Annotated in this window: 10 protein-coding genes; 7 read left to right on the top strand and 3 right to left on the bottom strand. The window is 75.6% G+C overall.

The window, feature by feature from the left end; genetic code table 11:
* The first annotated feature begins 41 nt into the window (after positions 1-41).
* From IE329_RS22950 to fusA, 5 genes are all read left to right on the top strand, one after another.
* Positions 42-836 carry an SDR family NAD(P)-dependent oxidoreductase gene (locus IE329_RS22950; RefSeq protein WP_190212844.1) on the top strand — a complete coding sequence of 265 codons (795 nt, stop codon included), beginning with the start codon at positions 42-44 and terminating at the stop codon, positions 834-836.
* Between the two features lie 87 nt (positions 837-923).
* Positions 924-1523: a hypothetical protein gene (locus IE329_RS22945; protein WP_190212843.1), complete on the top strand. Its 600-nt coding sequence runs from the start codon at positions 924-926 to the stop codon at positions 1521-1523.
* Positions 1524-1727: 204 nt separating this feature from the next.
* Positions 1728-2399, top strand: a complete 672-nt coding sequence (locus tag IE329_RS22940) for an enoyl-CoA hydratase-related protein (protein WP_190212842.1) — start codon at positions 1728-1730, stop codon at positions 2397-2399.
* Between the two features lie 186 nt (positions 2400-2585).
* A complete protein-coding gene (locus IE329_RS22935; RefSeq protein ID WP_190212841.1) occupies positions 2586-4175 on the top strand; it encodes a phytoene desaturase family protein in 1590 nt (529 codons plus the stop codon).
* A 477-nt stretch (positions 4176-4652) separates the two neighbouring features.
* Positions 4653-6830 carry an elongation factor G gene (gene fusA, locus IE329_RS22930; RefSeq protein WP_190212840.1) on the top strand — a complete coding sequence of 726 codons (2178 nt, stop codon included), beginning with the start codon at positions 4653-4655 and terminating at the stop codon, positions 6828-6830.
* A 241-nt stretch (positions 6831-7071) separates the two neighbouring features.
* On the opposite strand, the gene IE329_RS22925 is transcribed toward fusA, so the two are convergent.
* From IE329_RS22925 to IE329_RS22915, 3 genes are all read right to left on the bottom strand, one after another.
* Entirely contained in the window at positions 7072-8925 is a 1854-nt protein-coding gene (locus IE329_RS22925) for an Ig-like domain-containing protein (protein ID WP_190212839.1), read from the bottom strand.
* 185 nt (positions 8926-9110) lie between these two features.
* A complete protein-coding gene (locus IE329_RS22920) occupies positions 9111-10190 on the bottom strand; it encodes a hypothetical protein (RefSeq protein WP_190212838.1) in 1080 nt (359 codons plus the stop codon).
* Between the two features lie 785 nt (positions 10191-10975).
* Positions 10976-11620, bottom strand: a complete 645-nt coding sequence (locus IE329_RS22915) for a GAP family protein (RefSeq protein WP_190212837.1) — start codon at positions 11618-11620, stop codon at positions 10976-10978.
* A 466-nt stretch (positions 11621-12086) separates the two neighbouring features.
* Between IE329_RS22915 and IE329_RS22910 the strand changes: the two genes are divergently transcribed.
* Positions 12087-12377, top strand: a complete 291-nt coding sequence (locus tag IE329_RS22910) for a DUF2695 domain-containing protein (protein WP_190212836.1) — start codon at positions 12087-12089, stop codon at positions 12375-12377.
* A gap of 71 nt (positions 12378-12448) precedes the next feature.
* The gene (locus IE329_RS22905) at positions 12449-12943 is read left to right on the top strand and encodes a hypothetical protein (RefSeq protein ID WP_190212896.1); all 495 of its coding nucleotides are present in this window, start codon (positions 12449-12451) and stop codon (positions 12941-12943) included.
* Positions 12944-13085: the final 142 nt, after the last annotated feature.

The raw sequence follows: 13085 nt of genomic DNA, 5'->3' as shown, positions 1-13085 counted from the left end.
GAGCAGCAGTCTCCCCGGCCCCGCTCGACCCGGGAGTACGTGTGCAGATCGATCTGGCCGGCCGGACCGCGGTCGTCTCCGGCTCCTCCCAGGGCATCGGCCTGGCCATCGCGACCGGGCTGGCCGGGGCCGGGGCGCGGGTGGTGCTCACCGGGCGCTCCGAGGCACGGCTGCGCCGGGCGGAGGAGCGGCTGCGCGATACCGTCCCGGCGGCGGCGGTGTCCGCCGTGGCGGGCGACCTGACCCTCGCCGAGGGCGCCGAGCAGCTGTGCGAGGCCGTCCCGCAGGCCGACATCCTGGTCAACAGCCTGGGCATCTTCGGCCCCACGCCCGCCCTGGACATCGACGACGGCCTGTGGCGCGAGTACTTCGAGACCAATGTGCTGAGCGCCGTCCGGCTGATCCGCGCCTACCTGCCGGGGATGACGGAACGGGGCTGGGGCCGGATCCAGAACATCGCCAGCGACTCCGCCGTGGTGATCCCCACCGAGATGATCCACTACGGCATGTCGAAGACCGCCCTCCTCGCGGTGTCGCGAGGCTTCGCGAAGGCGGCGGCCGGCAGCGGGGTGACGGTGAACTCCGTGATCGCCGGCCCCGCCCGCACCGAGGGCATCGAGGACTTCGTGTACTCGCTGGTCGACCGGGACCTGCCCTGGGAGCGGGCGCAGCGCGAGTTCATGCGGGAGTACCGTCCGCAGTCGCTGCTGGGCCGGCTGATCGAACCGGCGGAGATCGCCAACCTGGTGGTCTACCTCAGTTCGCCGCAGGCGTCGGCGACCACCGGCGCGGCGGTCCGGGTCGACGGCGGGTACGTGGACGCCATCCTGCCGTGACCGACGGCCGGGCCGGCGGCGAGCGGGCCGGTCCTCCGGGGTGGGCGTACCCGGGCGTGCCGGCACCGAGGTGGCTAGCCTGGCCGGATGGCGCTGCAGGGTTTCGGGACGACGCAGTTCCAGCTGGTGCTGCTGCGGCGGATGGCCGACTTCAACCCCGGGCTGGTCGAGGAGGCGGTACGCCGGCTCGGCTGCTCCCGGGCCGAGCTGCGGGAGGCGAACAGGCGCTGGCAGGCGATGACCCGCGCGCCCCGCTTCCCGCGCGGGGCGCGCCGTTTCGCGCTGGTGCTCGGTCCGGCGGAGTCGAGCCGCCCGCTGCGGATCGGTGACCTCGCGTACACGGCCCGGCAGTGGCTGCTCCCGCTCTGGCCGGACTTGCGCTTCGAGGTGCTGCTGGGCCCGGGGAGCCCCGGCGGCGGGGTCGGCCCGGTCCTGAACGAATGGCTGGTCCGGGCCGGCGGCTCGGCCCCGCCCGGACTGCGGACCGTCGCCGACCTGACCCCGTGGAGTTGCGTGGTGTCGGACGTGGCCGGGGCCTTCCCGCCCGCCGTGCCACGTGAGGGCAGCGCGCCGACGCGGTGGCGGCTGGACTTCACCGCCCCCGGTCCGACGGGCGCCCCGCGCACCCTGACGGCGGACTTCACCTGGGGCCTGCTGCAGGAGGTCCGGCCCGCCGACGGGTCGTGAGGCGGGGCCGGGGACGCGGGCGGCGGCCGGGGCGCCGGGCCGGGCGAGCGGCGGCCGACCGGGGTGGCGGGCGGGCTCCAAGGCCGGCCCGCCGGACCGGGGACAACCGGGGCCCGGTTCTGTACGATGCCGTGCAGCATGGTTACCCACCAGTAACTCCGTGGGCGCCGTGCTGCCCGCCACGCCCCGGACCGAGGAGCAGTCATGCCCACGCTCGACCGTCAGGACGGCGTCTTCGTCCTGGACATCGGAGACACCGAGAACCGCTTCCACCCGGACTGGCTCGCCGCCGTCAACGCGCTGCTGGACGAGGTCGAGAAGGCGGAGGGGCCGCGCGCCCTGGTGACCGCCGCGAGCGGCAAGTTCTTCTCCAACGGACTGGACCTGGAGTGGCTGTTCGCCAACGCCGACCGGGCCGACGAGTACGTCGGCGGCGTGCAGGCCCTGCTCGCGCGGGTGCTGACCCTCCCGATGGTCACCGTGGCGGCCCTGCAGGGGCACACCTTCGCCGCCGGGGCCATGCTCTCGCTCGCCCACGACTTCCGGGTGATGCGAGGCGACCGGGGCTTCTGGTGCCTGCCCGAGGCCGAGATCAACATCCCGTTCACGGCCGGCATGTCGGCGCTGATCCAGGCCCGGCTGGCCCCGCGGACCGCACACGAGGCGATGGTCACCGCCCGCCGCTACGGCGGCCATGACGCCCTGGCCGCCGGGGTGGTCGACCGCACCGCCGAGGAGGACGCGGTACGCCGGACGGCCGTCGAGCTCGCCGCCGCGCACACCGCCAAGGCCGGCCCGACCGTCGGCACCATCAAGACCCGGATGTACGCCCGGGCGCTGGAGGCGTTGCAGGAGAAGGAGTTCACGCTCAACTGAGCCCGGACCCCGGCCACCCCCGCCCGGCCACCCCGGCCCGGACCGCCCGGCCACCCCGGCCCGGACCGCCCCGCCACCCCGGCCCGGACCGCCGCGCCACCCCGCGCCCGGACCGCCGCGCCACCGCGCGCCCCGATCGGCGCAAGGCTCTGGCCAACACCGGCGCGGCCCTGATAGGACGGCGGCATGCACACGGCACCCGAGCTCCCGTCCCGCTCCTCCTACGACGTGGTGATCGTCGGGGGCGGGCACAACGGCCTGGTGGCCGCCGCCTACCTGGCCGGCGCCGGGCGCAGCGTGCTCCTGCTGGAGCGGCTCGGCCGGACCGGCGGGGCGGCGGTCTCCACCCTGGCCTTCCCCGGCGTGCCGGCCCGGCTGTCCCAGTACTCGTACCTGGTGAGCCTGCTGCCACGAAAGATCGTCACCGAGCTGGGGCTGAAGGTCGAGCTGCGCCGGCGGCGGATCTCCTCGTACACCCCGACCACCCGCGACGGGCGCCCCACCGGGCTGCTGGTCGATGTCGGGGACGACGCCAGGACGGCCGCCGCCTTCCGCGGACTCACCGGCTCGGACCGCGCGTTCGAAGCCTGGCAGGCCTTCTACGGGATGACCGGGCAGGTCGCCGAGCGGGTCTTCCCGACCCTCACCGAGCCGCTCCCGTCGCGCGCGGAGCTGCGTGCGCGGGTGGGCGACCCGGCGGCCTGGGAGGCACTGTTCGAGCGCCCGATCGGTGAGGCCGTGGAGCGGTGGTTCGCCGACGACCTGGTCCGCGGGGTGGTCCTCACCGACGCCCTGATCGGCACCTTCAGCCAGGCCCACGACCCTTCGCTGCGCCAGAACCGTTGCTTCCTCTACCACGTGATCGGCGGCGGCACCGGCGACTGGGACGTGCCGGTGGGCGGGATGGGCGCGCTGACCGGCGCGCTGGACGAGGCGGCGCGTTCGGCCGGCGCCGAACTGCGCACCGGCTGCGAGGTGACGGCGGTCGCCACCGACGGGAGGAGCGCCGAGGTCAGCTTCCGGTCCGGCGACGCCGACCACACCGTCGGCGCGGGCCAGGTGCTCTGCGGCGCCGCTCCGCAGGTACTCGCCCGGCTGCTCGGCGAGGCGCCCGCCGGCCCGGCCCCGGAGGGGGCGCAGCTGAAGGTCAACATGTTGCTGCGCCGCCTCCCCCGGCTGCGCGACCGCGCCGTGGACCCGCGCGAGGCCTTCGCCGGGACCTTCCACATCGCCGAGTCCTACAGCCAGTTGGAGGCGGCGTACCGGGAGGCCGCGGCCGGCCGCGTCCCGGCTGCAGCGCCGTCCGAGATCTACTGCCACTCGCTCACCGACCCGTCGATCCTCGGCCCGGAACTGGTCGCCCAGGGCTACCACACGCTGACCCTGTTCGGCCTGCACCTGCCCGCCCGGCTGTTCCCGGACGACGGGGACGCCGCTCAGCAGGCGGCCCGGCGGGAGGCCGCCCTGCGGGCCGTCCTGGCGCCGCTGGAGGCCCACCTCGACGAGCCGCTCGCCGACTGCCTGGCCACCGACGAGCACGGGCGGCCCTGCATCGAGGCGAAGACGCCGCTGGACCTGGAACGCGAACTGGGCCTGCCGGGCGGCAACATCTTCCACCGGGACCTGAGCTTCCCCTACGGCGAGGACCCGTCGGACCGCTGGGGCGTCGCCACCGCCCACCGCAACGTGCTGCTGTGCGGGGCCGGCGCGACCCGGGGCGGTGGCGTCAGCGGCATCCCCGGCCACAACGCGGCGATGGCGGCGCTCGGCCGCTGAACACCCCGGGCGGGCCCGCCGGGCCGGCGCCCGGCCGCCGAACGACCAGGCGGGCAGCGCGTCCGGACGGAGCGTCAGCCGGATTCAATTGGGGTGCGCGCCCGTCCCCCGGCTGCCTACACTCGCCGACGAAGCACGCACCGCCGGGAACCCCGCGGTGCGCACCCGTGACGAGTGAGGGGAGAGCGGCCGTGCGCCACCGCACCGCTGTCGTCGTCCCCCCGTCCCGGTTCGAGGTGATCCTGGTGTCTTCGTGCGCCCGGTGCCGGCTGCGCGGCCGGTACCGGAAGTCCGCGACGAACACCTGACCCCTGCCCGGCCGTTGCCGGGCCCGCCCGACCCACCGCGAACGGCCCCGGCCGAACGGTGGCCGGCCGGGCCGCACCGCAGCAGGGGTCCGACCGGCCTGCGCCCCAGGCCGTTTCGTCCGGGAATCGCGCCGCCCCCTCCCCGGAACATCCCGAAAGGCCATCGGCCATGCGCACCGAACCGCAGACCCGTTCCACCGGCACCCGTCCCACCGGCACCCGGACGACCACCGGCACCCTGAGCACCGGCGCCCTGAGCACCGTCCGCAACCTGGGCATCCTCGCCCACGTCGACGCCGGGAAGACCACCGTCACCGAACGGATCCTCTACCTCGCCGGCGCCACCCACAAGCGCGGCGAGGTCCACCACGGCACCACCGTCACCGACTTCGACCCGCAGGAACGCGACCGGGGCATCACCATCTTCGCCGCCGCCGTCAGCTGCGACTGGGACGGCCACCGGATCAACCTGATCGACACCCCGGGTCACGTCGACTTCTCCGACGAGGTGGAGCGCTCCCTGCGGGTGCTCGACGGAGCCGTCGCGGTGTTCGACGCCGTCGCCGGGGTGGAGCCGCAGAGCGAGTCGGTGTGGCGCAAGGCCGACCGGCACGGCGTGCCGCGGATCGCCTTCGTCAACAAGCTGGACCGGGCGGGCGCGGACCTCGACTCGGCGGTCGGCTCCATCCGCCGCCGGCTGCACCCGGCCCCGCTCGTGGTGCAGTTGCCGATCGGTCAGGAGGACGGTTTCACCGGTGTCGTGGACCTGCTCCGGATGCGGGCGCTGACCTGGGCCGACGGGCAAGGCGGCGCGGTGGAGGGCCCGGTGCCGGCGGAGCTGGCGGAGGAGGCGCGGCGGCGCCGGCGCCTCCTGGAGGAGGCGGTGGCCGAACTGCACCCCGGCGCGCTGGAGGAGTTCTGCGAGCACTCCGCGCTCTCGGCGGCGACGCTGGCCACGGCCCTGCGCGACCTCACCCGTACCGGTGAGGGCCTGGTGGTGCTCTGCGGCTCCGCCTACCGCAACCGGGGCATCGAACCGCTGCTGGCGGCCGTGGTCGCCTACCTGCCCTCCCCGCTGGACGTGCCCCCGGTACGCGGCACCCACGGCGGCGGCGAGCAGCGGCGGGCCGCCGACCCGGCGGCGCCGTTCGCGGCGCTGGTCTTCAAGGTGAACTCCACCGCCACCGGGCGGCTGACCTACCTGCGGGTGTACTCGGGCACGATCGAGAAGGGAGCGGCGGTGCTGGACGCCGGCGCTCGGCGGACCGAGCGGATCAGCCGGATCCTGCGGGTCCAGGCCGACCGGCACACGGAGGTGGACCGGGCGGTGGCCGGGGACATCGTCGCGGTGATCGGGCCGAAGGCCGCCCGCGCCGGGGCCACCCTCTGCCTGCCCGCCGCCCCGCTGCTCCTCGAACCGCCCTCGGTGGCCGACCCGGTCGTCTCGGTGGCGGTCGAGGCCCGGCGGGGCACCGACACCGACCGGCTGGCCGCCGCGCTGGCCCGGCTGGTGGAGGAGGATCCCTCGCTGGTGCTGCGGACCGACCCGGAGACCGGCCAGACGGTGCTGTCGGGGATGGGCGAACTGCACCTGGAGGTCGCGGTGGAGAAGATCCGCCGCGCCCAGGGGCTGGAGGTCGGCGTCGGCCGGCCGAAGGTCTCCTACCGGGAGACGGTCACCCGCGCGGTGTCCGGGCTGCTCTACCGGCACGTCAAGCAGGAGGGGGGCGCCGGTCAGTTCGCCCATGTCGTGCTGGACGTGGACCCGCTGGCGGCGGCCGCCGCCGGGAGCGCGGGCGGTGCCGACGGCGGCGCGGACGGCGGGACGCTCTTCGAGTTCCGGTCGGCCGTGGTCGGCGGACGGGTGCCGCAGGAGTACGTCCGGGCGGTCGAGGCCGGCTGCCGGGACGCCCTCGCCGAGGGCCCCCTCGGGGGTCACCCGGTCACCGGGCTGCGGGTCACCCTGACCGACGGGGCCACCCATCCCAAGGACTCCTCGGAGATGGCGTTCCGCACGGCCGGCCGGCTCGCCCTGCGGGAGGCACTGCGGGCCACCGCGACGGCGCTCCTGGAACCCGTGGTCGAACTGACCGCGACGGTGCCCGAGGACGCCGTGGGCGGTGTGCTCGGGGACCTGGCGGCCCGGCGCGGCCGGGTCTCCGGCTCGACCACCCGGGGCGGCACCGCGGTGATCACCGCGACCGTGCCGCTGGCCGAACTGTTCGGCTACGCGAACCGGTTGCGCGGCCGCACCCAGGGCCGGGGGACCTTCACCACCCGGCCCACGGGCTACGCCCCGGCGCCGGCCCCGCAGCCGGGCACGGCAGCGGGCACGCCCGCCCGGTAGCGCCGGAGCGCGACCGTCGGGCCCCGCGGAGCCGGGCCGACCGCTGCCCGTCCGAGCGGGCGGGCGGCGGCCGGCCGGCCGGCTACGGAGGTGGTCCCGGCCGGGGTGCGGCGGGAGGGAGCGGTGGGGCCGGGCCGGGAGGACCCGGCCGCACCTCCGGGTGGGACGGGCGACGCTCTCGCGGCGCCCCTCCCCCCGTCCGCCCGTCATCCGTCAGCCGTCAGCCGTCAGCCGTCAGCCGTCAGTTGCACTGGCCCGAGTGCGGCCCGTCCACCGTGTTGCCCGACTGCCGCAGCCCTGGCTCGTTGCCCTCGCACGTCACCGGACCGGTCACCCGGTTGCCCTCGAAGGCCGGCTCGGCCGGAAACGGCGGCAGCAGGCCGCCGCTGTTGCCGGTGATCCGCACCGGCCCGGTCACGGTGTTGGCGGAGACCTGGACGCCCCCGGTGTTGCCGTCCACGGTGAGCGGGCCCTTGGCCGTGTTGCCGCCGCAGGCCGCCGCACCGTCCTGGGCCGAGCCGATCAGCACGGAGCCGCTGCTGTGCCGGACGGTCACCGGGCCGGTGAGGCTCGCGGCGCAGATCTCCACCCCGAGGGCGCCGTCGGCGGAGACCGGCCCGGTGATCCCCGCCCCCGACACGGCCAGGGCACCGCCGGAGCGTACGGTGAGCGGACCGGTCTGGCTGCCGCCGGGGCCGATGCAGAGCGACTCACCGGCGGCCACGGTGAGCGGCCCGAGGTGCGCGCTCGTGACGCACGGCCGGCTGAAGCCGACGATGACCGGGGCCGGCTCCGCCGTCGCGCTCGGCCCGAAGGCCGGCTCGCCGCCGTACGTGGCGGTGATCGCGTGCGCACCGGGGCGCAGTCCGGTGGTGCTGAGGACGGCCCGGCCGGCCGTCAGCGGGACGCTCGCCAGCACCGTCGCGCCGTCCGAGAAGGTGACCGTCCCGCCCGGGACGCCGACGGCCGGGTCGGCCGCGCCGACGGTGGCGGTGAAGCTGACGGCGTGCCCGAACAACGGGGTGGCACTGCCGGCCGCGAGCGAGAGCGACGTCCCGTGGCGGAAGGAGACGACCGCCTTGCCGTCGCCGTGGTTCACCCCGGGGAGAAGGGCGACGCCGGTGGCCGCCGGGGCCGCGAAGCTGCTCCCCCCGCCGCCGCCCGCGCCGTAGAGGTTGCCGGGGTTCCCGCCGCCGGAGCCGCCCGCGCCGCCGAACCAGCCGCCACCTCCACCGCCGCCGCCGTTCCCGCCCCGGCCGCCGTTGCCACCGGGCCCGCCGCTGCCGGGGTTGGCCAGGCCGGTGTTGGGGTCGATGTCCCCGCCGGCCACACCCGGGCCGCCGAGTGCCGAGTTGGGACTGCCGAGACCGTACGCCGACTGGGTCCCGCCGCCGCCGGCGACACCGGACCCCTCGGGGCCGCCGCCCTGGCCGCCGGGTTCCGCGACCGGGCCGCCGCCGTTGCCGCCGCGCAGCAGGGGCCCGCCGTTGCCCGCCCCTCCGCCGCCGCCCGCCACCAGGACCCGGTCGCCGGGGCCGAAGTCGCCGGCGCGGACGTCCGAACCGCCGCCGCCGGATCCGCCGCCGCCGTGCGCCCCGCCGCCGCCGGCCCCGTGCCCGGTGCCGCCCGGCCGGGCGAACTCGCCGTGCCGGGAACTGCCGGAGCTGCCGGCCGCGCCCACGGTGATCTGCAGGCGCTGCCCCGCCCCGACCGCCAGGGTGGCCCGGGTCTCGCCGCCGAGCCCGCCGGGCGCCCCCGTGTTCGGCGGGTTCGGGGCGACGAAGCCGGCGGCGCCGCCGCCCTCGGCGCCGAACAGGTCGACGCTCACCGCGGTCACCCCGGCCGGGACGGTGAAGGTGTCCGTCCCGGCCGTGCTCCAGGTGCAGGTCGGCGGCGCGGCGGTGAAGACGCCACCGGCGCCGCAGGGGCCGGCCCCGCCCGCCGTCGCCGCCGGGGTGGGTGCGGTCCCGGTGGTCGCCGGGTCGGCCGAGGCGGTCATGGGCGTCATCAGGGCCGCCAGCAGTCCGGCCGTGCCGGCCACCGTCATCGTCCGGGATCCGGCCCTGCCGGTCCGGGCGTTCTCGCTGTGCTGCATGGGAGTCGACTCTGCCTCTCCGGGCCGGCGAGGGGCCGGCCCGCGGTGGTCCGCAGTGGTACGGGGTGGGGTGGGGGGAGAGCGGGGTTGGCGTCCGCCGGGCGGGCGGGACGGGCTTGCTCGGCGCCCGTCACGTCCGCCCGGATGTCACGTCCGCCCGGGTGTCACGTCCGGCCGGTGCCGGATCAGACCCCGTCGTCGGCGCAGAGCGCCCAGACGTCGGAGTAGGTGGCGGGCGAACTCGCGCCGCCGGTGTGGGTCCAGGCCGTCCAGTAGGCGGCCGTGGTCGTCCCGTCGGCGACCGGGTTGCCGCCCGAGTCGCTGGGGAAGCTGCCGTTGAGGTGGTCGCCGCCCGACCCCGGGCCGGTGAAGTCGGTGGTCGTGACGCTGCCGCCGCTGATGGCGGCGCCGCCGCCGATCAGCTTGCCGTCCCCGCCGCCGCAGCCGACCGTCACGGTCGTGCCCGAGGTCGCCGAGGTCGGGCCGCTGACCTCACTGTGGCGGACCTTGACGGTGGCACCACCGATGCTGATCCCGCTGCCGCTGCAGATCGCGTAGGCGTACGTGGTGTTGGTTGCTCCGCCGCCACCGCCGTTCCACCCGACCGCGGCCCAGGAGTCGGGGTTGCTCTCCCCGTCGGCCGCCGCCTTCCGGCCGTAGTCGTGGCCGGCGTCGTTGAAGGTGGGGTAGCTCGCGATCGGCTTCAGGCTGCCGACGCTGGCCGGCGTGGTGCGCGCGCCCCCGCCCAGCAGCCGGGTGTTGGCCGGGCAGGTGGCCACCACCAGGCCGACCGTCGAGGCCGTGGTCGGCCCGGCGGTCTTGTTCATCACCACCTGGGTGTGGTTGATCAGGTTGCTGCTGAAGCAGACCGCGTACGGGGTGGTGGAGAAGGCGCTGTCCACGGCGCCGCCACTGCCGCCGATGGCCAGCCAGTGCGTCACGTCGGTGCCGACCACCCCGGTCGAACCGGTGTACTCGGTGCTGCCGTCGGGGCTGGGCGACGTCCCGTTCACGTGGTTGCCGTTCGAGACCGTGCCGGTGCCGATGGCCTGGTTGACGCCCCCGCCGGAGACCAGGCCGGAGGAGCAGTCCGCGTGGGTCGATATCTCGGCGAAGGTCGCAGCGGGCCCGGACGTGGCCCCGGGCGTCTTCACGGTCGCACCGACCGTGTTGGCGTACGCGGTGCCCGGCAGGGCCAGGACCAGCAGGGCGCCGACGGCCAGTGCCTTCCCGGTGCGCAGGCGGCTCAGAAGTCCCGTTCTCATGATGTGCTCCCAGTTCCGGTTCCAGGGCGCGGAGTACGACCTGGCGGTGCGGTACGAAGTGGCGTCGCGCGAGTGCGGCCCGCCACCGGGACGGCGGCCCCGGGGTGGCGGGGGCGACCGTTCGTCCGGCGGGTGGCGGTGAATCGGCCGGCAGGCGGGCACGGCAGGCGGTGGGCGGCTGCACAATCGGCGGCCGGCCGCGGCTGACGGACGCACAGGCATGACGGTGCCCGGGGCGGGTGGCCCACGGCGGATGCCCGACGCCGGAGAGCGGATCCTCAGGTTCGGATCTGCCTTTCGCCGCGCCACCGCGAATTGCGCATGCGGACTCTAACAGCCACCACAGCCCGCATCCACCGGTGAATTCACGAATTTCCACCCGCAGCAGCAATGCCGTGCCCGCATTCGACCCCGCCCGGCACGGCCGCCGGGCGCGAGACGGCCGCCGCACGACGGCGGAGTACGGCGGGGGAGGACACGAACCACCCAACCAGCACTGCGTACAGCACTCCTGACGCTTGGCCCGGGCGGCCGGCCGGCCATGACGACGGCCGGCCCCGCAGGTGACACCAGGCCGCGTCCGGAGGCAGTGCGAATTCCTGTGATTCCCGCCGGAGTTCTGCGGCCACCACCAATTCCCCGGAATCCGCAGCTGTAGAAATCACCGACGGGCATTCCGTATTCCTGGCCGAATGCACAGTCGCGTTCTTCGGGCGTCAGGACTACGCCGGCACCGCGCGGGACGACGGCGGGGCCCGCAAGGCCGGCTGTCGTCCCGGACCGGCTCAGTTGACGAGTTGGTCGATGCTGTTGGCGGTCAGCCAGAGGCCCACCAGGAGGCAGATCAGCACGATCGCCTGCTCCTGGTGGCCGTCCACCCAGAGGCGCATCCTGCCCAGCGCGGCGCCGGCGGCCTCGGGCGAGAACGCCGTGTACAGCTCCATCACCAGCAGGCTCGCGGAGGCCAGCACGCAGTAGCCGAACAGCAGGGCCACGGTGGCGGCGTCGGAGAGGTTCGCCTGCACCACCGTGGCGGCGCCCGCGCCCACCAGCCCCCACGGTTGCAGCAGGAAGGCGAGCCCGGCGGCGGTCCAGACGGAGATGGAGTCCACCCTGGTCATCCACTTGGGCTGCCGGCGGGTGCCCCTCGGCCGGCGGCGCCGGAGCTCGCCGTAGACGACGAGCGCCACGCCGATCGACAGCTTCACCGCCTCGGCCGCCGCGGAGGGGGCGGTGTGCCGGCCCGGCGGTGTGCCCCCCGTCAGCGCGAGCACGCCGGCGATCACCAGGACCAGGCTCGCCAGCCAGGCCAGGATGAACGCCAGCCCCTTGCGGACCCCGCGCTCGGAGGAGAGCAGCAGGATGAACGCGCTGTTGTGCAGCGGCCCCAGCGTGATGCCGGTACCGATGAGGAGAAGATCAAGGACCATCGCCACCGGCCGCCTTCACGGTCGCGACGCAATCCCCGGCCGCACGCGCCGGCCCGCCCGGGGACACCCCGCCCCCGGCGTACGGCTGCCGCCTCCCGCCACCCCGACGCTCGGCCATCGCTGCCCTCCGGTAGTGGCCAGGCCGGACGGACATCGGGCCCGGCAGGCACAGGCGCAGATCGTGCCGGCGCAGGTACGGGTGCGCCGCTCATCGACTCTGTTGGCAGTGGCCGGCCGAGTCAAGCAGGACACGGCCGGGGTAGCCCGATTGCCCGCCGGCCGGCACGGGCCGGACGGCGGCCCGGCCGGCACCGCGTACGCCGGACCCGGCCCTCGTACCGAGCCTCCGGGCAGCCGTTCCCCGGTGCGGGGATCCCTTCGTGCCCGGCGCCCGGACCCGGCTCTCCGGCACCGGAGGGTCCTGCGGTTAGGCTTCCGACGGGTCGGACGAGAGCGGGTTGGACAGATGACTTCGGAGCGGGACCGCCGTCGGACGCTGCGTGACTCCTACAAGGCGGAGCGCAAGCGTGATGAGTGGAACGTGCTCGGGATCGACCGGGAACTCCTCGACGATCTCCTCGATCACGTCGAGGAGCGGCTCGCGGTCACCGGATGTGATCACACGCTGCGCCACTCCCGCACCTGGGCCGACTCCCACTCGGTGGCATGGTCCGCGCTGGAGGCCGGGCTGCAGGCCGGCGGGGGCAGCTGCGACTGCGAGGTGCTCGCGAACGTGGACCCGGACGAGAAGGCCTGACACCGTTCAGGCTCTCCACCGCACCGCCGGTCCGAAGCGGAACTGCCGAGGCCATGAACAGAAGGGCTGTCATGCCGGTCGAACACAGGTGGCCGCCGGACGAGACTCCCTGGCCCGAGGGGGCCTCCCTGGCCTACGGCGAGATGGTGGAGCTGGTGACCCCGGACCCGCCCGTCCCGGAGCTGGGGCGGCTCGGGCCGGGGATCGTGGGGACGCGCGGGGTGGTCGTCGAGTGCGTCCTCGGCGGGGGCGGGCCCGACAGCCGCAGCGGGCCGGTCTACTCGGTGGAGGCCGAGGACGGCAGCCCCTGGGCGCTGGGACCGGAGTTCCTGCGCTCCCGGGGAGAACTCCACCCCGCCATGCCGCCCCGCTCCCGCAGCGACCTGCCGGAGGGGACCAGGGTGCGGATCCGCCCGTACGCCGGACTTCCCGCCGGTACGGCCGAAGCCGTCGGTGAGGTCACCGGACTCTGGTGGACGACGTCCCTGGAGCCGCCGAAGGGCTACACCGTCCAGGTGGGCGACTCCTCCTTCCACGTGACCCCGCAGCAGACCGAAGTCCTGTGACCCGGCGGGACCGTGCCCGGCCGGAGGATGCGGCCGAGGCCGGCAGGTCACGGGAGTCCGGGTGCCGCGAGGGGCCCGGTGCCGCGAGAGGCCGGGTGCCGTCCGGAATGCCCGCGCACCGCCCATGACGAGCCGCAGGCCG

This window comes from Kitasatospora indigofera, from assembly GCF_014655955.1.
GTDB classification, from domain to species: Bacteria; Actinomycetota; Actinomycetes; order Streptomycetales; family Streptomycetaceae; genus Kitasatospora; species Kitasatospora indigofera.
Note: the sequence above shows the minus strand (reverse complement) of the source record. Positions and strands in the feature narration are given on the sequence as shown.